This window comes from Burkholderia sp. HMSC10F09, from assembly GCF_001806955.1.
Taxonomy (GTDB): Bacteria; Pseudomonadota; Gammaproteobacteria; order Burkholderiales; family Burkholderiaceae; genus Burkholderia; species Burkholderia multivorans.
Genome location: NZ_KV786743.1, coordinates 19,607 through 41,369, shown reverse-complemented (window position 1 = coordinate 41,369; position 21,763 = coordinate 19,607). Strand labels below are relative to the sequence as shown.

Annotated in this window: 21 protein-coding genes; 10 read left to right on the top strand and 11 right to left on the bottom strand. The window is 69.7% G+C overall.

Annotation, left to right across the window (positions count from 1 at the left end; genetic code table 11):
* Window positions 1-68: 68 nt before the first annotated feature.
* Both HMPREF3115_RS16340 and HMPREF3115_RS16335 read right to left on the bottom strand, forming a co-directional pair.
* Window positions 69-1,478, bottom strand: a complete 1,410-nt coding sequence (locus HMPREF3115_RS16340) for a sensor histidine kinase (RefSeq protein ID WP_070555125.1) — start codon at window positions 1,476-1,478, stop codon at window positions 69-71.
* On the bottom strand, window positions 1,465-2,130 hold the full coding sequence (locus tag HMPREF3115_RS16335) for a response regulator transcription factor (protein ID WP_070555124.1): 666 nt from the start codon (window positions 2,128-2,130) through the stop codon (window positions 1,465-1,467). Before HMPREF3115_RS16335 ends, HMPREF3115_RS16340 begins: the two co-directional genes overlap by 14 nt.
* 205 nt (window positions 2,131-2,335) lie before the next feature.
* On the opposite strand from HMPREF3115_RS16335, the gene HMPREF3115_RS16330 reads away from it, so the two are divergent.
* The 6 genes from HMPREF3115_RS16330 (at window position 2,336) to HMPREF3115_RS16305 (ending at window position 9,750) form a co-directional block, all read left to right on the top strand.
* Entirely contained in the window at window positions 2,336-3,361 is a 1,026-nt protein-coding gene (locus tag HMPREF3115_RS16330; protein ID WP_065495624.1) for an ABC transporter substrate-binding protein, read from the top strand.
* Window positions 3,362-3,508: 147 nt separating this feature from the next.
* A complete protein-coding gene (locus tag HMPREF3115_RS16325; RefSeq protein ID WP_233632845.1) occupies window positions 3,509-4,768 on the top strand; it encodes an MFS transporter in 1,260 nt (419 codons plus the stop codon).
* A 312-nt stretch (window positions 4,769-5,080) separates the two neighbouring features.
* Entirely contained in the window at window positions 5,081-5,533 is a 453-nt protein-coding gene (locus HMPREF3115_RS16320) for a hypothetical protein (RefSeq protein ID WP_070555121.1), read from the top strand.
* Window positions 5,534-5,644: 111 nt separating this feature from the next.
* Window positions 5,645-7,663 carry an LssY C-terminal domain-containing protein gene (locus HMPREF3115_RS16315; RefSeq protein WP_070555119.1) on the top strand — a complete coding sequence of 673 codons (2,019 nt, stop codon included), beginning with the start codon at window positions 5,645-5,647 and terminating at the stop codon, window positions 7,661-7,663.
* 312 nt (window positions 7,664-7,975) lie between these two features.
* Window positions 7,976-8,479, top strand: a complete 504-nt coding sequence (locus HMPREF3115_RS16310; protein WP_006404363.1) for a GNAT family N-acetyltransferase — start codon at window positions 7,976-7,978, stop codon at window positions 8,477-8,479.
* Entirely contained in the window at window positions 8,476-9,750 is a 1,275-nt protein-coding gene (locus tag HMPREF3115_RS16305) for a YbfB/YjiJ family MFS transporter (protein ID WP_070555118.1), read from the top strand. The genes HMPREF3115_RS16310 and HMPREF3115_RS16305 overlap by 4 nt, the downstream gene beginning before the upstream one ends.
* Before the next feature lie 9 nt (window positions 9,751-9,759).
* Here HMPREF3115_RS16305 and hpaC read toward each other — a convergent pair whose 3' ends face one another.
* The gene (hpaC, locus tag HMPREF3115_RS16300; protein WP_070555116.1) at window positions 9,760-10,314 is read right to left on the bottom strand and encodes a 4-hydroxyphenylacetate 3-monooxygenase, reductase component; all 555 of its coding nucleotides are present in this window, start codon (window positions 10,312-10,314) and stop codon (window positions 9,760-9,762) included.
* Window positions 10,315-10,626: 312 nt separating this feature from the next.
* On the opposite strand from hpaC, the gene HMPREF3115_RS16295 reads away from it, so the two are divergent.
* Entirely contained in the window at window positions 10,627-11,259 is a 633-nt protein-coding gene (locus tag HMPREF3115_RS16295) for a response regulator transcription factor (RefSeq protein ID WP_070555114.1), read from the top strand.
* Between the two features lie 51 nt (window positions 11,260-11,310).
* Here the strand turns inward: HMPREF3115_RS16295 and HMPREF3115_RS16290 are convergent, their stop codons facing one another.
* From HMPREF3115_RS16290 to HMPREF3115_RS16270, 5 genes are read right to left on the bottom strand one after another with little or no spacing between them, the layout of a single operon-like run.
* On the bottom strand, window positions 11,311-12,054 hold the full coding sequence (locus HMPREF3115_RS16290) for an SDR family NAD(P)-dependent oxidoreductase (protein WP_070555153.1): 744 nt from the start codon (window positions 12,052-12,054) through the stop codon (window positions 11,311-11,313).
* Between the two features lie 48 nt (window positions 12,055-12,102).
* A complete protein-coding gene (locus HMPREF3115_RS16285) occupies window positions 12,103-13,227 on the bottom strand; it encodes an amidase (protein WP_006410562.1) in 1,125 nt (374 codons plus the stop codon).
* 31 nt (window positions 13,228-13,258) lie between these two features.
* Entirely contained in the window at window positions 13,259-13,792 is a 534-nt protein-coding gene (locus HMPREF3115_RS16280) for a nuclear transport factor 2 family protein (protein WP_070555112.1), read from the bottom strand.
* Window positions 13,789-14,181 carry a hypothetical protein gene (locus HMPREF3115_RS16275; RefSeq protein WP_006404355.1) on the bottom strand — a complete coding sequence of 131 codons (393 nt, stop codon included), beginning with the start codon at window positions 14,179-14,181 and terminating at the stop codon, window positions 13,789-13,791. The genes HMPREF3115_RS16280 and HMPREF3115_RS16275 overlap by 4 nt, the downstream gene beginning before the upstream one ends.
* 47 nt (window positions 14,182-14,228) lie before the next feature.
* Window positions 14,229-15,422, bottom strand: a complete 1,194-nt coding sequence (locus tag HMPREF3115_RS16270) for an acyl-CoA dehydrogenase family protein (RefSeq protein ID WP_070555110.1) — start codon at window positions 15,420-15,422, stop codon at window positions 14,229-14,231.
* 130 nt (window positions 15,423-15,552) lie between these two features.
* Between HMPREF3115_RS16270 and HMPREF3115_RS16265 the strand changes: the two genes are divergently transcribed.
* Window positions 15,553-17,106 (top strand): sensor histidine kinase, encoded by a 1,554-nt coding sequence (locus HMPREF3115_RS16265; protein ID WP_083302228.1) that lies wholly within the window; start codon window positions 15,553-15,555, stop codon window positions 17,104-17,106.
* A gap of 44 nt (window positions 17,107-17,150) precedes the next feature.
* On the opposite strand, the gene HMPREF3115_RS16260 is transcribed toward HMPREF3115_RS16265, so the two are convergent.
* The 3 genes from HMPREF3115_RS16260 to HMPREF3115_RS16250 form a co-directional block, all read right to left on the bottom strand.
* Window positions 17,151-17,537, bottom strand: a complete 387-nt coding sequence (locus HMPREF3115_RS16260) for a tautomerase family protein (protein ID WP_070555108.1) — start codon at window positions 17,535-17,537, stop codon at window positions 17,151-17,153.
* Between the two features lie 105 nt (window positions 17,538-17,642).
* Window positions 17,643-18,146 carry an aromatic-ring-hydroxylating dioxygenase subunit beta gene (locus HMPREF3115_RS16255; RefSeq protein ID WP_006410559.1) on the bottom strand — a complete coding sequence of 168 codons (504 nt, stop codon included), beginning with the start codon at window positions 18,144-18,146 and terminating at the stop codon, window positions 17,643-17,645.
* Complete coding sequence (locus HMPREF3115_RS16250; protein WP_006404350.1) at window positions 18,143-19,426, bottom strand: aromatic ring-hydroxylating oxygenase subunit alpha; 1,284 nt, start codon at window positions 19,424-19,426, stop codon at window positions 18,143-18,145. Before HMPREF3115_RS16250 ends, HMPREF3115_RS16255 begins: the two co-directional genes overlap by 4 nt.
* Before the next feature lie 323 nt (window positions 19,427-19,749).
* Here HMPREF3115_RS16250 and HMPREF3115_RS16245 point away from each other — a divergent pair, with 323 nt between their 5' ends.
* Window positions 19,750-21,084 (top strand): MFS transporter, encoded by a 1,335-nt coding sequence (locus HMPREF3115_RS16245; protein ID WP_070555106.1) that lies wholly within the window; start codon window positions 19,750-19,752, stop codon window positions 21,082-21,084.
* A 53-nt stretch (window positions 21,085-21,137) separates the two neighbouring features.
* Window positions 21,138-21,763, top strand: a 626-nt coding sequence (locus HMPREF3115_RS32485) for an acyl-CoA dehydrogenase family protein (RefSeq protein ID WP_256276215.1), incomplete at its 3' end; no start/stop codon positions are given.

Here is a 21,763-nt window from a genome sequence, read left to right as displayed (position 1 = left end):
CGGACGTATGACGAACGGAATCGACCGGCGATGCACAACGGCGACGATCGTCGATTCGCGAGTAGACGCTAGCCCATTCGCGCCGCTCTCGGAAACGTCAGCACGACCGCAAACCCGCCCGCATCCGGAAACGCGAACCCGACGCGCCCGCCGTGCGCCTTCATCACTTCCTGCACGATCGCGAGACCGAGCCCCGAGCCCGTGCGGCGCTCCGTCCCATCCGGCGCGATCCGCACGAACGGCTGCAATGCCGCATCCCAATGCTCGCGCGGAATGCCGCGCCCGTTGTCGGTGACGGTCAGCGTCAGCGCATCGTCGGCATGGCCCGACGTCGCGACCGAAACGACGATGTCGTCCGCATGGCCGTGCAGCAGCGCGTTGTGCAGCACGTTCGACAGCGCTTCCTGCAGGCTGACCGCATCGCCGTCGATCCAGGCGTGCGGCGCGTCGCTCGCGAATGCGACGGCGACGTCGCGCGCGTCGGCGAGCGGAATCGCGCGGCCGAGCACGTCCTTCGCGAGTGCGACGAGATCGACCGGCTGCAGCGGCACGGCCTCGGTGCGATGGATCACCATCGCGTGATTGAGCAGCTGCCCGGTGAGCCGGCCGACATCGGCGCAGGTCGTGCGCAACGCATCGAGCCGTGCCGCATGACGCGCGGGATCGTCGTCGCCGTCTAGCAGTTCGATCTGCGCATCGAGCCGCGCGAGCGGCGTGCGCATCTGGTGCGCGGCGTCGGCGATGAAGCGCTGCATCGCGTTGATGCGCTCGGCGAGCCGGCGCATCAGCCCGTTGATCGCGCCGATGATCGCGTCGATCTCGCTCGGCGTATCGACGGCCACCGGCCGCAAATCCGCCGGATCGCGCGCCGCGATGATCGCGCCGATCTGCGCGAGCGGGCGCAGCCCGCGCCGGATCGCCAGCCCGCTTGCGCCGATCGCGAGCACGCTCATCAGCAGGATCAGCGTCCACACCTTGATGCTCATCTCGTTCGTGAGCTGCTGCCGTGCATTCGTTGTCTGCGCAACGGTCACGAGCGCCCAGCCCGGCGTGCTTTCTTCCGGCATGTAGCGCGCGATGGTGGCCGTGCGGATCCGGTGCCCGTGATAGACGGCGTTCGCGAACGCCGGTCCCTGTTTCGCGGCCGCGAGCGTCGCGGAGCTGGCCAGATCGTTGTAGCCGGCCACGACGACGCCGCGCGAATCGACGACCTTGTAGTAGACGAGGTCGTAGCGCGACAGCGTCGACAGCGCGGCGACCGGCGGATTCAGCGCGAGCACGCCGCCCTGCACGTAAAGATTCTCCGCGACCTGGATCGACGCGCCGGCGAGCAGCTGATCGTAGGCACGCTCGGCCGCGACGCCCGCGTAGTAGCGCGCGATGGCGGCGAGCGCGAGTGCGCCGGTCGCGACGACGAGCGCGATGAACAGCAGCGTGCGCCCGAACAGCGTCTTCGGGAACCAGTCAGTGCGCGGCAATCTGATACCCCATCCCGCGCGCGGTGCGGATCTCGACCGAGCTGCCGTGCAGCTTTTTGCGCACGCGCGTCACATACTGCTCGACCGCGTTCGCGCTCGGCTCGTTGCCGAAACTGAACAGCTGATTCAGCAGTTCGTCCTTCGAGAAGATCCGCTGCGGGCGGCTCGCGAGAATCTCGAGCAGCGCGAACTCCTGGCGCGACAGCGACAGCGGCTTGCCGTCGAGTTCCGCGAGGCGGCTGCTGCGGTCGATCACGAGGCCGCCGAGCGTCAGCACGTCGCTCGCATGGCCGCTGTTGCGGCGTAGCAGCGCCTGCACGCGCGCGTCGAGCTCGCGGTAGTCGAACGGCTTCACCAGATAGTCGTCGGCGCCGAGGCCGAGACCGCTGACGCGATCGTCGATCGCCGAACGCGCGGTGACGAGCAGCACCGGCGTCGTGCTGCCCGCCGCGCGCAGGTTGCGCAGCACCGCGAAGCCGTCGAGGCCGGGCAGGTTGGCGTCGAGTACGACGAGGTCGAAGCGCTCGACGCGCAGCAGGCTGTTCGCGGTCGAGCCGTCGGTTTCGAGATCGACGGCATGGCCGAGCCGCGCGAGGCGGTTGCGGATCGCCGCGCCGATCTCCGCATCGTCCTCCACGACGAGAATGCGCATGGTGCCGTTTGCAGGTAGGGGTTACGGGTTTTCCCGAGGCCGGGATGTCAGCATTTTCTCAGACTCGCTCGATAACCTGTGTCGAGCCGTAGCATGAAGACGGCATTAATACCAGAGGAGACGCCAACATGCAGCAGGTCACGAGCACGACGAACGCACGGCGCGGCACGCCGCCGCCTGCGGATCGCCGCGCGAGGGTGTGCGCATGACGTCGCGCCCGCGCCGCCGCGCGTTGATCGCGGCCGGCCTCGGCATGCTGGGTGCGCTCGGCGCGCCGTCGCTCGTGCGCGCGAAGCCGCGCACGGTGCGGATCTCGAAAGGCTATGGCGTGCTGTATCTGCCGCTGCTCGTGATGGAGAAGCAGCGGCTGTTCGAGCGGCACGCGGCGCGGCACGGAATGCGCGACGTCGCGGTCGACTGGGTGCTGCTCGACGGCGGCAACTCGGTCAACGACGCGATGATGGCCGGCACGCTCGATTTCGCGGGCGCCGGCGCGCCGGGTTTCATCGAGCTGTGGGCGCGCGCCCGCGGGATTCCGAACGTCGAAGTGATCGGCATCAGCGGGTTGTCGACGACGTCGCTGTCGCTGAACGCAAACCGCCCGGGCCTCACGTCGCTGCGCGACTTCACGCGGTCCGACCGGATCGCGGTGCCGGGCATCCGCACGTCGCTGTCGGCGGTCGTGCTGCAGATGGTCGCGAGCCGCCAGCTCGGCGCCGCGCATTTCGCGCAACTCGATTCGATCACGGTGAACCTGCCGCATCCGCAGGCGATGCAGGCGCTGATCCGCCGCGAGAACGGCGTGACCGCGCACTTCACGTCGCCGCCGTTCTCGACGCTCGAGCTGCGGCAGCCGGGCATTCATCGCGTCGTGAATTCGGTCGACGTCCTGGGCCCGATGACGCTCGACGTCGTGTTCGCGCCGAAGCGGCTCGTCGACGCGGAACCGGCGCTCGCCACGGCGTTTCTCGGCGCGCTCGACGAAGCGAACCGGCTGATCGCACGGGACCCGCGTGCGGCGGCGGCACTCTATGCGGCGGCGTCGGGCGTCGGCGTGTCGCACGACGACGTGATGCAGATGCTCGCCGCGCCGGAGACGCGCTTCTCGGTCCGCCCGAATCAGCTGATGGACTACGTCGACTTCCTCTACCTCGCCGGCACGATCAAGGCGAAGCCGCGCGCGTGGCACGAGATGTTCGCGCCGATGCTCGACGACTACCGGTCCGGATGAGCGAAGCCGGCCATTCCCGTCATGCCGCGATCGCGCCCGTCGCGCGCGGCGCACCGCATTTCAACGATACGCAACCGTTTCACGGAGGTACCCGCAGTGAATTCCACCGCCTACCCGGACGCCGCGTCCGCCGACGAACAGCGCATCATGTCGAAGATGGCGCGGCGCCTGCTGCCCATACTCGTCGTGATGTTCCTGATCGCGTTCATCGACCGGCAGAACGTCGGTTTCGCGAAACTGCAGATGGTGCACAGCCTCGGGCTGACGGAGGCCGCGTTCGGGCTCGCGTCGTCGCTGTTCTTCATCGGCTATCTGCTGTTCGAAGTGCCGAGCACGCTCGCGCTGCATCGCTACGGCGCGCGCGTCTGGCTCGCACGCATCATGCTGACGTGGGGGCTCATCACGGTGCTGATGGGCTTCACGACCTCGATGCCCGCGTTCTGCGCGCTGCGCTTTCTGCTCGGCATCGCCGAGGCCGGGTTCTATCCGGGCGTCATCTACTATCTGACGCTGTGGTTTCCGCAGAGCTATCGCGCGAAGGTGCTCGGCATCTTCACGCTCGGCAGCGCGCTCGCGAACATGCTCGGGTCGCTGGTCGGCGGCGTGCTGCTGAGCCTGAACGGCGTGTGGGGCCTCGCCGGCTGGCAATGGGTGTTCGTCGCGACCGGGATTCCGGCCGTGCTCGTCGCGATCGTCGTGTTCCGCGTGCTGCCGGCGTCGTTCCGCGAGGCGCGTTTCCTCGACGAACGCGAAAAGCAGATCGTCGCGGCCGCGCTCGAGCGCGAAAAACCCGCGCAGGCCGAGCATGCGCAGCCGTGGAAGGCGCTGCTCGATCCGCGCGTGATGCTGTTCGCGGCGACCTACATGCTGATGTCGACGTCGCTTTACGGCGTCACGTACTGGCTGCCGACGCTCGTGAAGTCGTTCGGCGTGTCGAGCAGCACGAACGGCTTGCTGAGCATGCTGCCGTGGGCGCTCGCGGTGCTGCTGCTGTTGTGGCTGCCGGCGAAGCTGCGCCGCGCGAAGAGCATTCTGCGCACGATCTCGATCGTCGCGGCGCTCGGCGCGCTCGGCTTCCTGCTGAGTCTCGTGCTGCCGTCGACGCCGCTGCGCTTCGTCGCGCTCGTGCTCGGCGGCGCCTGCATTCCGCTGCTGTATCCGTGCTTCTGGTCGATGCCGCCGCGCTACTTCACCGGCGCGCGCGCAGCGGCGAGCGTCGCGGCGATCAATTCGATCGGCAACCTCGGCGGTTTCTTCAGCCAGAACCTGATGCCGTTCGCCGGCAAGGTGACGGGCACCGCATTCGGCCCGATGATCGTGCCGATCGTGTGCCTCGCCGTGCTCGGCATCGGCGCGCTCGTCGCGTGGACGCGTAGCGAGCGCGCGATGATCGCGGCCGGCGCATGAGTGCATCGCCGCACCGCCGGGCGCGATGCCTGAGCCGGTGTGCGCCGGCGCGCAAGCGGTGCGCGCAACGATCGACGCGCGTGACGGCGATGCGCTGACGAACGGCGCCGCGCGCGATGCGCAGGCTTGCCGCGCTGCGCTGCGCTGCGACACGCCGCGCGGCCGTGCCCCAGGCATTCCCCGCACATGCGCGATTGCTGCGATGCAGCGGCTTGTGCGCCGCCCTACGCATCGCGCCTGGCGCCTCGCGAACGCCCCCGGTTCGGGACTACACTGGTGCAGGATACGGCCGCGCCACCAGGAGAGTTCGCGATGATCGATCTTGCCGACGTACTGTCGTCCGCGCTGCCTGACGCAACCGCATGGGCCGAAGCGCAGGCCGCGCGCGGCCTCGTGGACGGCGCGCCGCTGACGCGGCCGCAGCTCGACGATGCGCGCGCGGTCGGCGTCGCGCGGCCCGAACGGATCCGCATCGCGACGGTCGAGCGCATGCCGTTTCCCGACACGCCGGCGCTCGCGGCGCTCGCACGCGACACGGGGTTGCTGCCGCCCGGCACGATCGGCCTGACGCTCGGCCACGCGGTGTTCGTGCTGCGCGGGCACGGCACGCGGCGGCTGCTCACGCACGAGTTCCGGCACGTCCATCAGTACGAGTCGGCCGGATCGATCGGTGCGTTTCTCGCGCGCTATCTGCACGAGATCGCGACGGTCGGCTACGGCGACGCGCCGCTCGAGGCCGATGCGCGCCGGCATGAGCGCGACTGACGCGCGCGGCCCGACCGGCGGCGCGCGGGCGCGGATCCGGTTCTCCTTTCCCTTTGCCCGGCGCTGCGCGTGCGAACGGCGCCACGCCGCGTCGCGGTGCGGGAGCGCGCGATGAGCGCCGCCATTCACGCCTGGCTTGCCGAGATCGGCGCGCATCCGGCGCTCGCGCTCGCGATCGTGTTCGCGACCGCATGCGCGGAGGCGATCGCGCTGATCGGCACGGTCGTGCCGGCCGGCGCCGTGATGTTTGCGGCCGGCGCGCTCGCGGGCGCGGGCGCGCTCGATCCGTGGACGACGATCGGTGTCGCGGCCGTCGGCGCGATCGTCGGCGACGGGATCAGCTACGAACTCGGGCGGCACTACCGCGGAATGATCCGCAACGGCTGGGCGCGCTTCGGGCATGCGGCCGTCTACGCGCGCGGCGAGCAGTTCGTGCTGCGTCACGGGACGAAAAGCATCGTGCTCGCGCGTTTTCTCGCGCCGGTGCGCGCGGTCGTGCCGGTCGTGGTCGGCTGCGCGACGCTGCCGCGCCGGTCGTTCTATCCGGTCAACATCGTGTCGGCGCTGATATGGGCGCCCGTGCATATCGCGCCGGGGATGCTGTTTGGTGCGTCGGCCGCGCTTGCCGCCGCGCTCAGCGTGCGCATCGCGGCGATCCTGCTCGTCGTCGCCGCGCTCGTGCTCGGCGTCTGGTACGGCGTGCGCCTGCTGCTGCGGCGCGGCTGGCCGCTGCTGCACGCGGCGTTCGCCGCTGCGCTGCATGCGTGCGTGCGTTACTGGCCGCGGTTCGGCGCGCGGTTGCATGACAGCCTCGTGCATCTGCGCCGGCTGCCGGGCGCCGTGCCGGTGCTTGCGCTGCTGTTCGTCGCGAGCGTATGGCTGTTCGGCCGGATCGTGCAGGACGTCGTCGCGAACGCGCCGCTGATGCATGCCGACGTCGCGCTGTACGCGTTCCTGCAGAACCTGCGCACGCCGCCGGTCGACGCCGCGATGCGCGCGCTCGTCGTGCTGCACGGCCGCGACGCGGGACTCATCGTGTCGGCCGCGTTTCTCGCGTGGCTCGCGATTCACCGCTGCTGGGCGAGCGCGGCATGGTGGCTCGCGACGGTCGGTATCGCGGTCGTGCTCGTGCCCGCGTTCGGCGTCGTGCCGCCGGGGGCGACGCCGGCGGCGCTGCCGCCCGGCGCGGCGCACATGCCGCTGCCCGATGCCGACGCGGCGTTCGCGATCCTCGCGAGCAGCGGGATCGGCTGGCTGCTCGCGCGCGACCGGCCCGCGCGCTGGCGCACGCCGGTCGTGACGGCGGTCGTGCTGTGGATCGTGCTCGGCGGCTTCGCGCGGCTCTACGTCGGCGATACGTGGCTGTCGGGGCTGGTCGGCGGCTGGAGCCTCGGGCTTGCGTGGTTCGCGCTGCTGGCCGGCGCGCATGCGTACTGGCGCGTGCGCGAGCACGTGCAGCCGGTCGGCGCGACCGTCGCGCTCGCGGTCGTGCTCGCGACGGTCGGCGTGTGGCTGGTTCCGGCGCAATGGGACGCCGATCGCGCTGCGCGTCCGCATGTGGGCGACGTCGTCGCGATGACGGTCGACCAGTGGATGCGCGGCGGCTGGCAGCGCGTGCCGACGCGCCGCACCGAGATCGGGGGCGATCGCGAGGAATACTTGCCGCTGCAGTGGTGCGCGACGTCCGACACGCTGGACCGCCATCTCGCGCAGGCCGGCTGGCAGCGCGCGACGCCGTGGACGCTGCAGACGGCGCTGCGCTGGCTCATGCCGCAGGGGCCGGCCGAGTCGCTGCCGGTGCTGCCACGCTACACGCACGGCGAGAGCACGCGGCGCGTGTTCGTGCGCGCGGATCCGGCGCACGCGGATAGCCGTCTCGTGCTGCGGCTGTGGCGCTATCCGTACGCGCTGTCGGATGCGCGCGGCACGCGCGCGCTGTGGTACGGCGCGCTCTATCGCGAGGCGCTGCATCGGCCCGCCCGGCTGATGACGGTCGTACGCTCGACGCCGATCGACGATGCGCGGACGCTCGCGCAAACGCTCGCGATCGATCCGACGATCGTGCATGCGCCGCGCGGGCTGGCGGCCGCGCCGGGCGGTGTGCTGCTCGTGTGGTCGGCCGTGCCTTGAACGTGCCTGATGGTCCGGCGGATGACGGGGCGCTCAGGTTGATGTGCGCACGGTGTCGATGGGATGCATTGTGCGGCGCGCGCGCCGTGCAAGTAAAAACGAGCGGCGGCTTTTCGATGCACGGCGATGCTGCCGCAAGGAGGCAGGCAAGCAAGCGCCCAAGGGCGTCGCCATCCGTCGCCTGCCGTCCCGAACGCGGCGCACCGGCACGCGCGTGCCGCGCGCGTTTCTGGCACCATCCGGTGATGTCGGCGGCGGCGCGTAACGCGGCGTCGCCCGTTCGCCGTCCGATCCCTTCTCTCGAGGACCCGCATGATCACGCTTCGCCCGATGACCGAAGACGACTTCGCGCGCTTCTGGCCGACCTACCGCGCGGTGGTCGCCGCGCAGGAAACGTACGCGCTCGATCCCGCGCCGACGTTCGACGCCGCGCGCGCGCTCTGGCTCGACGCGCCGCTTTGCACGTGGGTCGCCGAAGAGGACGGCGTGCTGCTCGGTTCGTATTACCTGAAAGCGAACGCGGCGGGGCCCGGCAATCACGTGTGCAACTGCGGATACATGGTCGGCGAGGCCGCGCGCGGACGCGGCGTCGCGCGCCTGATGTGCGAGCACTCGCAGCAGGTCGCACGCGAGCGCGGCTTTCTCGCGATGCAGTTCAATTCGGTCGTCGCGACGAACGAAGTCGCGGTTGCGCTGTGGCAGAAGCTCGGCTTCGAAATCGTCGGGCGGCTGCCGCGCGCGTACCGCCATGCGCGGTTCGGCTTCGTCGACTGCCTCGTGATGTTCAAGTGGCTCGGCGGCGACGCGCAGGCATGAAGCCGCCGCGCCGTTCGACCACGCACGGCGGCGCGCCCACGCACGCCGCTGCGCCGGCGCCCGATGCATCGGCACACGCGGCGGACCGCAGCCGCATCGCCGCGTGGCGGCTCGCGATCGGCCTGTCGCTCGGCAGCGCGATCGCGCTCGGTCTCGCGCGCTTCTCGTATGCGCTGCTGCTGCCGCCGATGAAGGCCGATCTCGGCTGGAGCTTCGCGCAGGCCGGCGCGCTGAACACCGCGAACGCGGCCGGCTATCTGTTCGGCGCGCTTGCGTTTCCGTGGCTGTCGCGCCGCTGGCGCGCCGGCACGCTGCTCGCGGCGGGGTGCGTGCTGACCGCGTGTCTGATGGCCGCGTGCGGCGTCACGGTCGGCATGCAGGCACTGCTCGTGCAGCGGCTCGCGACCGGCATCGGCAGTGCGCTGATCTTCGTCAGCGGCGGCGTGCTGGCCGCGCGTCTCGCGTCGGCGTCGCCGCGCGATGCGGGGCTGCTGCTCGGCCTCTATTACGGCGGAACGGGCTGGGGCATCGTCGCATCGTCGCTGCTCGTGCCGGCGACGCTCGCGCATCGGGTGCACGGCTGGCAGCCGGCGTGGTTCGCGCTGGCGCTCGCGTGCGTGCTCTGCGCAGCGATCGCGGTGTCGGCCGCGCGCCGCATCGAGCGCGGACATCGTCCGCCGCCCGCGCGCGTCGACGATGCAGCGGCCGCCCAGGCGAGCCCCGCGCGCTTCGCGTTGGCGCTCGGCGGCTACGGGCTGTTCGGCGTCGGCTACATCGGCTACATGACGTTCATCGTCGCGCTGCTGCGCGATGCGGGGATGAGCGGCACGGTCGTGTCCGCGTTCTACGTGATGCTCGGCGTCGCGACGATCGTCTCGGCGCGGCTGTGGTCGGGGCTGCTCGACCGCATGCGGGGCGGGCAGGCGCTCGCGGTGCTCAACGCACTGCTCGGCATCGCGACGCTGATGCCGGCGCTGATCGTGCATCCGGCCGCGGCGTTCGTGTCGGGCGTACTGTTCGGCGCGACGTTCCTGTCGGCGGTGGCGTCGACGACCGCCTTCGTGCGGCACAACCTGCCGCCCGACGGCTGGCCGAAAGGCATCAGCGCATTTACGACGATCTTCGCGTTCGGGCAGATCGCGGGTCCGGTCGCGATCGGCTGGGTGTCGGACAGCGCGGGGCTCGCGCGCGGGCTCGTGTATTCGGCGCTGACGCTGTTCGCCGGCGCGGCGCTGGCGGCGGGGCAGCGCGCGCTGCGGCGCGCCGCGTAACAAGCGCCCTCAGCGCACGCAGGCGCCGCGCGACACGCGGTGAAACGCGCGGCCGAAGTAGATGAGGCTGTCGCCGTCGTCGCGCACGCGGATCGACGTCGCCTCGATGAACATCACCGAATGCGAGCCGACCGTCTGCATCCCGGCGATCGTTCCTTCCAGGCTCGCCAGCGCATCGCGTAGCACCGGCACGTCATGCGCGCCGCGGTCCCAGACGGGCAGCGCGAAGCGCCGCTCCATCGGCAGCTCGGTGAGGCCCGCGAAATGCCGGGCGAGCATTTCGTGTTCGGCCGGCAGCACGTTGATGCATACATGGCGATTGCGTTCGAAGATCGCGTGCATCGCGCTCGAACGGTTCAGGCAGACGAGCACGGTCGGCGGCGTATCCGTGACCGAACAGACGGCGCTCGCGGTGATGCCGCAGCGGCCGTGCGGGCCGGCGGTCGTGATCACGTTGACGGCCGCGCCGAGATGGGCCATCGCGTGCCGGAACGCCTTCTGCGCGTCGGAAGGCTCGGCGTGCACCGCGGGGGCGGAACCGATGGTCGGGGACGTGGCGGACATGAGTGCTCCTCATCGAATGAAGTCGGCGATTCGCCGGACAGGATCGAGCGTACGTCGAGAAAAAGCGGACGGACATTCGCACGATTGACGCACGACATGGCGTTCCCGCCAACCGCGCTAAAGGTTCTACCTAGTCGCGCCGCGCAGCGTTCGAAAAAAGGTGCGACACGGCACGCACGCGCGGCACGCAGGGGTTTTCAGCGTATTTTCGGCTCGCTATGATGTGCCGCACGTGTGCTGCGCCCGACGTGCGCACGTGCGCCATCGCCGATGTACGGCGCACAATCATCCCCAATCATGCGAGACACCCCGATGACGTCACCCGCTCCGATCGTATATATCGTCGACGACGACGGCGGCATGCGGACCTCGCTCGCATGGCTGCTCGAATCGGTCGGCATCGCGTCGGAAGGATTCGCGAACGCAGCGGATTTTCTCGCGCGCTTCGATCCGAACCTGCCCGCGTGCCTCGTGCTCGACGTGCGGATGCCGGAAAAGAGCGGGTTCGACGTGCAGGCCGAGCTGAACGCACGCGGTGCGACGCTGCCGGTGATCTTCGTCAGCGGGCACGGCGACATTCCGATGTCGGTGCGCGCGCTGCAGAACGGCGCGATCGATTTCGTCGAGAAGCCGTACAACTCGCAGCAGATGCTCGAACGCGTGCAGCGCGCGCTGCGCCTCGCGCAGCAGCGGCATGCGGCCGATCGACGCCACCGCGAACTGCGCGAGCGGCTCGCGGCGCTGACCGCGCGCGAGAAGGAGGTGCTGCAGGGCGTCGTCGACGGCAAGGGTAGCAAGCAGATCGCGTCGGATCTGTCGATCAGCGTGAAGACCGTCGACGTGCATCGCGCGAGCATCAAGGAGAAGCTCGGCGCGACCTCGATCGCCGCACTCGTGCGCGACGTGATGGTCGTCTGGGGCGACGAACGCGAGCGGCCGCGATAGCGGCCGACGAAACGGCTGCGGCCCGCGGCGCGGGACGCGTACCTCGTGCGCTCAGCGCATGTACAGGCCGCCGTTGATGTCCCAGCACGCGCCGTTCGCGAAATATGCGTCGCCCGACGCGAGCAGCACGGCCGCGTCGGCGACGAAGCCGGCCGAGCCAAGCCGGCCGCCCGGCAAGCCCGCGAGCACCTGACGCAGTTTTTCGGGCGCGACGCTTTCATGGACGATCGGCAGGTCGAGCGGGCCGGGCGAGATCGCATTCACGGTCACGCCGTGCGCGCCGAGGTCGCGCGCGAACACCTTGGTCAGCGTCAGCGTGCCGCCTTTCGCGGCGGCGTAGTGCGCGCCCGTCGCGGAGCCGCCGTTCTGGCCGGCGAGCGACGCGATGTTGACGATGCGGCCGGCACCGCGCGTCGCGAAATACTGACCGAATACCTGACACCCGAACAGCACGCTGCGCAGGTTCACGTCGATCACCTGATCGAACTGTTCGGCGGTGATCTCCATCGCGGGCACGACCTTCGATGCGCCCGCATTGTTGACGAGCACGTCGACCGCGCCCCAGTGCGCGACGAGCGCATCGCGCGCCGCTTCGAAGTCGCGTTTCGACGTGACGTCGAGCGGTATCGCGATCGCGCGCGTGCCTTCCGGATCGAGGTCGCGTGCGTGTGCGCGGATCGCGTCGGCCGCGATGTCGGCCAGCGCGACGCGATAGCCGGCCGCATGAAAGCGTTCGGCAATGACGGCGCCAAGCCCGCGGGCGGCGCCGGTGACGAGTACGACTCGGTCTGACATGGTGCGTGATTCCGTGGTTCGCATGCGCGTGCGCGCACGCATCGTGGTTCAGGCGGCGAGCGCCGCGGCGACATGCGCGGCGAGCGCGCACACCTGTTCGTCCGCGCCCTTGCGTCCGACGATCTGCAAGCCTGCCTTCAGCGGCGAGCCGTCGAGCGGCAGCGGCACGCTGAGCGCGGGATGGCCGCTCAGGTTGAACGGCCGGATCAGCGACGACATCGCGATCACCGACACGCCGTTGCGCGCCTCATCGAGCGTGATCGGCAGCGCGGGCAGCGTCGGCAGCACGAGTGCGTCGGCGTGTTCGAGCGCCGCGTCGATCTGCGCGGTGAAACGCACGCGCACGGCCTCGGCCGCGTCGAGCGCGGCGGCGGTCGTGGTCGCCGCCGCGCGCAGCCGCGCATCGAGATCCGCGCCGAGCCGGCCGGTCGCGACCAGATGGCCGAACGCGCGTGACGTTTCGGCGTTGATGACGACGAGCCCCGCGTCGAATGCCGCGCGCAGATCGTCGAGCACGAGCGTGTGCGTGCGCAGGCCGGCCGCATCGAGCGCCGTACGCAACGCGCGGGCGATGGCCGGCTCCGCGTCGACGACGACCTGCGCGACCGTGCATCCGGCGGCCGACGCCGCCGCGCGCACGCGGTCGAAGCCCGGCGCGATCGCGGCCATCGTGGCGCTCAGCGTATCCATGTCGCGCGCGAACGGCCCGACGCAGTCGAGCGTCGTCTCGGCAGGCGCGACGCCGCGCCGCGACACGCGGCCGAACGTCGGTTTCAGCCCGAACACGCCGCAACATGCGGCCGGCCCGCGAATCGAGCCGCCGGTGTCGGTGCCGAGCGCCGCATCGACGGCGCCGAGCCCGACAAGCGACGCGGAGCCGCTCGACGAACCGCCGGGAATGCGCGACGCATCCTGCGGATTGAGCGGCGTGCCGGTGTAGTCGTTGATGCCCGTCATGCCGAACGCGAGCTCGTGCATGTTGGCCTTGCCGGCGATCTGCCAGCCGGCGTCGAGCAGCAGACGCACGACGTCGGCGTGCTGCGTGGCGGGCGGTGCGTCGGCGAGCGCGCGGCTCGCCGCGCGGGTCGGATAGCCCGCGATGTCGATCGTGTCCTTGATGGCGATCGTCGGCCCCGGGCCGCCGAGCGTGAAGGTGTCGATGAAGCCTGTCATATGCGATGTCGCGCGAGCGCGGTGGAGAAGTTCAGGGCCGTTGCGCGGCAGCGAGCGGCCACGGGTCGTCGAGCACGCGCTCGGTGCGGAAATGCCGGATCAGCCATGCGTGGCCGTCCTGCGCGGGTGCGAAATCGACGGTCAGCCGCGCGCCGATCAGCTCCGCGGCGCCGTCTGCGTAGCGCGACGCCTGCAGCATGATCCAGCGGCCGCGCGCAGCGGTGCTGTCAACCGCGACGTCGATCGTCTCCGAGGTCAGAAAGTGCAGGTTCGCGCCGAAGTGAGGATCGGGCGGCAGATAGCGGCGCAGCATCGCCACGATCTCGGCCGGCCCTTCCAGGCGGCCGAACTTCTGCGCGTACTGCGGGCCGATGCCTTCCCATACGGCGTCCGGCGTAAACAGCGCGTCGAGCGCCGGACCGTCGCCGGCCGCTTCCGGTACGTCGCACAGTGCCATGTAGCGCGCGATCGTCGCGCGCACTGCGCGCTCTGCTTCAAGCGCGGCCACGCGGCGCGCGAGCGCGTCGAGCGTATGTGCCGCAGCGCGTTCGGTCGTTTCGCTCATCGTCGCGCTCCTGACGATGCCGGCCGTGCGGCAGGCGGCACGGTCAGCGCGCGACCGACGCGCGCCTCGATCTTCCCGTAGCGCCACAGGTTGTATTCGCCGACGGGCGTCGTCCGATACAGGTTGCAGACGGCGACCGCCGTATCGAAATCGGCGACGTCGGCCATGATGTAGAACGTCCACGGCGCACCGTCCGCGTGGCCGACGACGAGCCGGTCGTCATCCATGACGCCGAGCACGCGCACGCCGGGCATCGCTTCGACGGCCGCGAGCATCGCGCCGTAGGCCTGCCACACTTCGCCGATTTGTTCGCGCGGCAGGTCGAAGAAGTTTTGCGATACGCCGCAGCAGAACAGCACGCGCAGCGGCAGCGGATTCGAATCGGACATGTGAAGGCCTCCAGAAAAGTCGGTCGGGCGCCGCGACGCGGCGCGCATTACAGATAGCCGGGAAACGGTGCGACGCCGGTGAACACGGCGCCCGCGCCGTCGAAGTTGCCTTCGGCGAGAAACGCGTGCTGCGTGACGACTATCGCGTCGCGCAGCAGCCGCTGCAGCGGATGCGTGCGGTAGATCGCCGGCGTGCCGCCGAGCCGGTACGCGCGTTCGACGACGCTCGCGCCTTCGCGTGCGATATGCGTGGCCGCGAGGCGCAGCAGGCTGACCTGATCGGGCGTTACCGCGTTGCCGGCGAGAATCGACTGCCATACCGTATCGGTCGCGTCGTAGAAGAACGCACGCGCCGAACGCAGCTGCGCCTCGGCTTTCGCGAGCTCGATGCGGAAGTACGCGCGGTCGGCAAGGCGCGGCGCGCCCGTCGTCGTCTGCCGGCCGCCCGACATGCGGTTCACGACGTCGAGCGCCGCGCGCGCGAGGCCGAGGTTCACGACGGCCAGCACCTGCGCCGCATAGGCGATCGTCGGATACCGGTACAGCGGCTCGTCGACGGTCGGCTCGCCGCCGCGCACGAACGTCCACGCTTCGGCGACGAAGCGGTCGTTCACGCGCAAATCGTGGCTGCCGGTGCCCTGCATGCCGACCACGTTCCAGTTCTCGACGATCTCGACGTCTGCCGCGCGAAACACGGCCGTGCGCGGCTTGTTCGGCGCCGCGTCCTGTGCGCCGGGCACCGCGATGCCGACGCCGAGCCAGTCGGCGCCCTTGCAGCCGCTCGCGAATTTCCACGTGCCGTTGACGCGCCAGCCGCCCGGTGCGGGCTGCGCGGGCTGCACCGGAAACAGGCCGCCGGCGAACACCTGATCGGGGCCGCTCGCGTACAGCTCGGCCTGCGTGTCGAGCGGCAAGGCGGCGAGGTAGACGTTCGCGGAACCGAAGCTCGCGACCCACGCGGCCGAGCCGTCGGCCGTCGCGATCCGCTCGATCGTCTCGAGGAAGGCGCCGGGTGCGAGCGCATCGCCGCCGAAGCGGCGCGGCGTGCCCGCGCGATAGATGCCGGCCTGCTTGAACAGCGCGATCACGTCGCGCGGCACGTGCGACAGCCGGTCGAATTCGTCGCGTCGCGCGGCGACGGTCTCGATCACGGCGTCGAGTGCCGAGAGCCGCGCGTCCGGCACGCAGGCGGGCGGCGCCGGGCGAGGGGCGGTGTCGATGGCAGCGGCGGCGTGTTGCATGATCGTCTCCTGGGCGGATAGCGGTTCGAAAAGGGCAGGCCTCAGTCTAGGAACGCCGAAAACACGCAGCAATTGGTGCGCTAGGCCGCGCGACTGGTGACGTTCCGTGCCGTCCTAAAGAAATCTTCAGATGCGATCGACGCGGGCCGGTGCTATGTTGAGCGTCCGCCCGTGCGATGCCGCGCGGCTCGTTCCGGACCCGACCATGCGCTTTCCCGACGAAGACGATTTCCACCGGCTGCTCGACGCGCTGACGACCTGCGTGCTGCTGCACGACGCACAGACGAAGGCGATCGTCTGGGCCAACCGTGCGGCCTGCATCGCGCTCGGCTTTTCCGTCGAGGAGCTGCTGCCGCTGAAGGCGCCGGACATGACGCGGCCGGAGCCGAAATACCGTCGCGAGATCGGCGTGGGCGCGATGGACCGCGCGATCGTCGAAGGCCCGCAGGTGTACGAGTGGTGCTACCGGTCGCGTACGGGCGTCGACATGCTGTCCGAGGCGATCGCGACCTACGTGCCGCTGCGCGGGCGCGACGTCGTGATGGTGCAGTTTCGCGACATCAGCGCCGAAGAGGCGATCCGTCAGCAACTGCGCCGCTACGAGGCGCGGCTGCGCGAGTTCATGCAGGATCTCGACGAAGGGATCGCGGTCGTGACGCCGCATGGCGGCGTGCAGTTCATCAGCGAGTCGGGGCGCCGCGTGCTCGGCCTCGCGGCCGACGAGGGGGTCGGCGACGTGCTCGACTACTGCAGCGCGGACGATCGCGCGCGGCTCGTCGCGCAGTTGCGCGATGCGCCGTCGACGTGTCCGTCGGAACCGCAACGCTACCGGTTCGTGCGGCGCGACGGCTCGACCTGCTGGCTGCGCGTCGCGTGCCGGCAGGTCGAGATCGAAGACGATCTCGACGGGCTGCTCGTGCATTTTCGCGACGTGAGCGACGAAGTCGCGATCGAGGAGGCGCGGCGCGCGGAAGCGCGGATGCTCGAGTACGCGGGCCGCTACAACGCGATGGGCGAGATGGCGACCGTGATCGCGCACGAGCTGAGCCAGCCGCTCGCGGCCGTGCGCAACTTCATCGAGGGTGCGGTGCAGCGGCTCGGCGCGCGCGGCAACGTCGACGACGCGATCTGGGGGCTGCGCAGCGCCGATCGGCAGGCCGAGCATGCGGCGCTGATCATCAAGAGCGTGCGCGAATTCATCGTGAAGCGCGAACCGGTCGTCGTGCTTGCCGATCTGCGCGACATCCTCGCCGACGTCGCCTACTTCATCGAGCTGCGCGCGCGCGAAGCGGGCGTGACGGTGTCGATCGTGCAGGCGGACGTGCCGCTGCCGGTCCGCTGCGAACGCGTGCTGATCGGACAGGTGATCCTGAATCTCGCATTCAACGCGATCGAGGCCTTCGCCGGCTGCGAGCGCGCGACACCCATGCTGACGCTCGGCACCGCGCAGGTCGGCGCGCTCGCGGAGCTGCGCGCGATCGATAACGGGCCCGGTGTGGCCGACGATGCTCACGATCGGCTGTTCGACGGTTTTTCGTCGTCGAAGGCCGGCGGCAACGGCATCGGACTGTCGCTGTGCAAGAGCATCGTGACGCGTCACGGTGGCCGCATCGCCGCGCGTCGCGCCGAGGGAGGCGGACTCGACTGCCGCGTGACGCTGCCGCTCGCCGACGCGCGCGCGTAGCGCAGGGCGCGTGTTGCAGGCGGCCGGCGGCATGCGTGGCACGATCAGCGCCCCAACGCGCGTGCGGTCTGGCCGCCGATCCCGAAGTCGGTGTTCGGGATGTCCTTGATGATCACGCGCGTCGCCTGCAGCGGTGCGTCGAGCACGTTTGCGCCGGCATCGGACAGCGCCGCGATCAGCGCGCGCTTTTGCGCGTCGGTGCGGCCGGCGATCAGGATCGCGACGATCACCGGTAGCGCGGGCGGCGCGCCGTCGGCCGCGCTGCGGCCGCCGAGGCCGATGTGCGTCGCGGGCAGTTCGGTCAGCAGCACGCGTACCGATTCGGCCGGTGCGCCGATCGCGTCGACAGTCGCGTGCGTGAGGCGCGCAATCAGTTCGGCCTTGCGTGCATCGTCGTGGCGGGCCGGCAGAAAGACTTCGAGTGTGGGCATGGTGGTTCGCGGAATCGAGGCGGGTAATTGAGGCGTGTAAGCGGATGCGCGCATTCGCGCACGGCCGGTGCACGGCGCGACTGCAGCCGCGCACCGGCATCCGCGTTACAGCAGGAAGCCGATCGCGCTCAGCGCTTCCGTCGAATCGATCAGCCGCACGACCTTTTCGGCGATCCGCAATTCGCCTTCCGCATCGACGTGCAGGCGGTGCGTGACGTCGGCCGCGAACAACGTCGTCGTGCCGCGCTTGTACGCGACGACGACCTGCGCGGACTTCAGCTCGACGGTATCGGCGCTGCTGCTTTCGAGCGTGAAGCGCGACACGGTGCGCACGGTGCGCGCCGCATCGGACGCGGACGCCGAGTAGCCCGACAGCATGCGCTGCACGCGCTTCTCGCGCATGTCGCGATCGTCGAACACGTAGTTCAGCGTCGCGGCGAAGTCGGTCGTCTGCGGATCGATCGGCACCACGTAGTGGCCGGCCGGATCCCACAGGTCGAGCCATGCGCGATAGTCGCGGCGGTCGAGCATCTCCGCTTCGCGCCATACGAACTCGACCGCGCGCGCGAAGGTCTGCTGCGAAAAAAGTGCGTTGCGGTCGTCCATCATGCTTGCTCCATCATCGTGCGCCATTGCCGATACGCTTCGCGCATGCCCGTTTCGTCGGTCGCGTGCGCGGTCTTTTCGCCGTTTGCGGCGGTGGTCTCGCGGTTCAGCCCGCGGTTCACGAGGATCGGCACGTCGGGGCCCGCGTACGCGCCGCGCTGCACGCGCTCCCACGCTTCCGCGTCGTCCGGGCTGCCGAAGCCGAACGGACCCTGAAAGTGCTCGTGGATCCGCAGCCGCTCGCGGTTCGCTTCTTCGGGGCCGCCGTCCATCGCGAGCGCGACGTGACGGATCTCGGTTTCGGTCGCAGAGATCGGCCGTAGCACGCGGAAGAACGCCATCGACAGCGCGAGATTCGGAAACAGATTCAGGTTGAAGCCGACGCCCATCAGCGAACGTACGATGCGCCGCACTTCGTCCGGCGTGTGCCGCTCGGCGAGCTTCGCGGCGAGCGGCGCAAAGCGCTCGGGCAACGGTGCGCCATCGTCGTCGTCGAGATCGACGAGCTCCGGCATCAGCACCGCGAGGCTGTGGCCGTTGCCGAGCGAACGGCAGAACGCGGCGTCGCTCGTCATGAAGCTCGTGATCGTGGCGGCCGTCTCGTCGTCGATCGACTTCATCCACGACTTGTGCACGACCGGGAAGTGATAGAGATCGGTCGTGTTCTCGAGCTGGATCTTCCAGTTGCCCTTGAAGCGGAACTTGTGTTCGCCGTTGGCCTTGATCGGATAGCCGGCGCCCTGCTTCATGAACAGGTCGATCCACGGCTTTGCGCCGCCGAGAAAGTCCTCGAGCGGCTCGATCCCGTCGTTGAAGCTCGCGAAGATCAGCCCCTGATACACGCCGACGCGCAGCTTCACGAGCGGCAGATCGCCCTTGTCGCACACGCCTTCGTAGCCGTCGCCGTACGGCAGCGCGCGCAGCGTGCCGTCGAGTGCGTACGACCAGCTGTGATACGGGCACGTGAAGCCTTTCGCGTTGCCCTTGTGCGCTTCGCAGACGGTCGCGCCGCGATGGCGGCAGCGGTTCTGCAGCACGTTCACTTCGCCGGTCTTGTCACGCACGACGATTACCGGCTGGCGGCCGATCGTCGTCGTGATGAAGTCGCCGGGGCGCGGCAATTCGCTATCGTGCGCGACCCAGATCCAGGTGCGGTAGAAGATGCGGTCGAGCTCGGCTTCGAACAGTGCCGGGTCGTGATAGAGCGCGGGTGCGATGCGGTCGGGTTGCGCGAGACCATGCAGCGCACGCGTGTCGATCGTCTGATACGGAATGTCGTTCATCGTCGTCGTGGGGAAAGAGTGCGAGGGACCGAGACGTCGGCATACGTGCCTCGGGCGGATCACGAAGCCAGTTTCGTCGCCGCCTGCGCATCGGTCAAATCGATCTAAAAACGGCAGTCGGATAAATCCCGTGGATAACGCGATGGGCCGCGTTCGCTGCGCGGCGACCATGCACGCGATTCATGACGGGCATTTTTGGCGGTAATTTGACCGCGATCGGGGGCCGCTCTTATCGTGGGTCGCACGCAGCATCGACTCGATCGCATGGCTGCCGCCGACTGCCGGTTCAGCAGGATCCCTGACATTCTTTTCGGAAACCTCCGATGAACTCATCCGCACCCACCTCGACGGTCACGCTATCCGTCTCCCGCCAAGCCGGCTCGGTTCGCCGTGCGGTCACGACCGCGGTGGTCGGACAAGCGCTCGAATGGTATGACTTCTTTCTGTACGGCACGGCCGCCGCATTGCTGTTCGGCAAGCTGTTCTTTCCGGTCGGCACCGATCCGTTGACCGGCACGATCGCCGCGTTCGGCGGCTTCACGGTCGGCTTCGTCGCGCGACCGATCGGCGGCCTGCTGTGCGGCCACATCGGCGACCGGTACGGCCGCAAGACCGTGATGATGCTGACGATGCTGACGATGGGCGTCGCGACCGCCGGGATGGGGTTATTGCCGACCTATCGCGAGATCGGGATCGCCGCGCCGATCGCGCTCGTGCTGCTGCGCGTGCTGCAGGGGCTCGCCGCGGGCGGCGAATGGAGCGGCAGCATCCTGTTGATCCACGAGAACGCGCCCGCCGAGCGGCGCGGTGCGCTCGCCGCGTGGAGCCCGTGCGGCGCCGCGTTCGGCTTCGTGTTGTCGACCGCCGCGTTTCTGCTCGTGCAGCGCTTGCCCGTTGCCGACATCGAAAGCTGGGGCTGGCGCATCCCGTTTCTCGCGAGCATCGTGCTGGTCGGCTTCGGCCTGTGGATGCGCCGCTCGGTCGGCGAAAGTGCGGCGTTCGAGCACGTGCGTTCCGAGCAGCACGCGAGCGCGGCACCGCTCGTCGACGTGCTGCGCGAGTGCCCGCGCGCGGTCGCGACCGTGTTCGGCTTGCGCTTCGGCGAAGGCGCGGTGTCGTACCTGCTCTTCTCGTTTTCGCTCGCCTACGGCAAGTTCATCGGTCTCGACGCGTCGTGGCTGCTGAGCGGGCTCGTGATCTCGATGCTGCTGATGATTCCGGTGACGCTCGCGGCCGGGCGGCTCACCGACCGGATCGGCCGCAAGCCGGTGTACCTGTTCGGCGCAATCGCCGTCGTGCTGATCGCTTACCCGTATTTCGTGCTGCTGCAGTCGGGCCGGTTCGAGTATGTGCTCGCCGCGCTGATCCTCGCGAACAGCGTCGCGATCGGGATTCTCGAAGGCGCGCAGCCCGCGTTCATCAGCGAGCTGCTGCCGGTGCGGCTGCGGTTCTCGGGGCTCGGCATCGGACGCGAGATCGCGTCGGTGCTCGGCGGCGGCCTGTCGCCGATGATCGCGACCGCACTGCTTGCGCACTACCGCAGCGCGGCGCCGATCGTCATCTATCTGATCGTGCTCGGCGCGATCACCATCGTCGCGACCTCTATCGCGCCGGAAACCTATCCGAAGGCGGCGCGCGACGCGCACCGCGTGCGCTGAACGCCGCTTGCCTCTTCGCTTTCCCTTCGTCAATTCAGGATCAGGACATCGCCATGCAAACTTCCACCGTCGTTCGCCCATTCGAGCCGGCCGCGCCTTCCGGGCTGGCGCCGCAAACCGACGACACGTCGCCGCTGCCGCTCGATGCGGTGATTGCCGAAGTCGAGCGGCGGCGCGACGAGTTCGACCGGCTGTCGCATGTGCCGCGCGACGTGATCGCGCTGATGAAGCGCGCGGGCATCTTCCGCGCCGGCACGCCGAAGCAGTTCGGCGGCGATGCGCTGCCCCCGCATGAGTTCGTCGCGATGCTCGAGCGGATCGCCGTCGCGGACGGCTCGGCCGCGTGGGTCGCCGCGTTCGGCTCCGCGAACACGTATCTCGCGGCGCTGCCGCTCGACACGCAGCGCATGATCTATGCGAGCGGGCCGGACCAGGTGTTCGCGGGCGGCCTCTATCCGCTGCAGCCCGCGCAACGCGTGCCGGGCGGCTATCGTGTGTCGGGGCGCTGGCGTTTCGCGAGCGGCTGCAAAGGGGCCGACTGGATCGGCGTCGGCATCGGCGGTGCCGCGGGCGAAGGCGGCGGCGCGCCGGGCAAGCCGTTCACCGCGGTGTTTCCGGCCGCCGAAGTCGAGATCGTCGAGAACTGGCGCGTGGTCGGCATGCAGGGCACCGGCAGCCA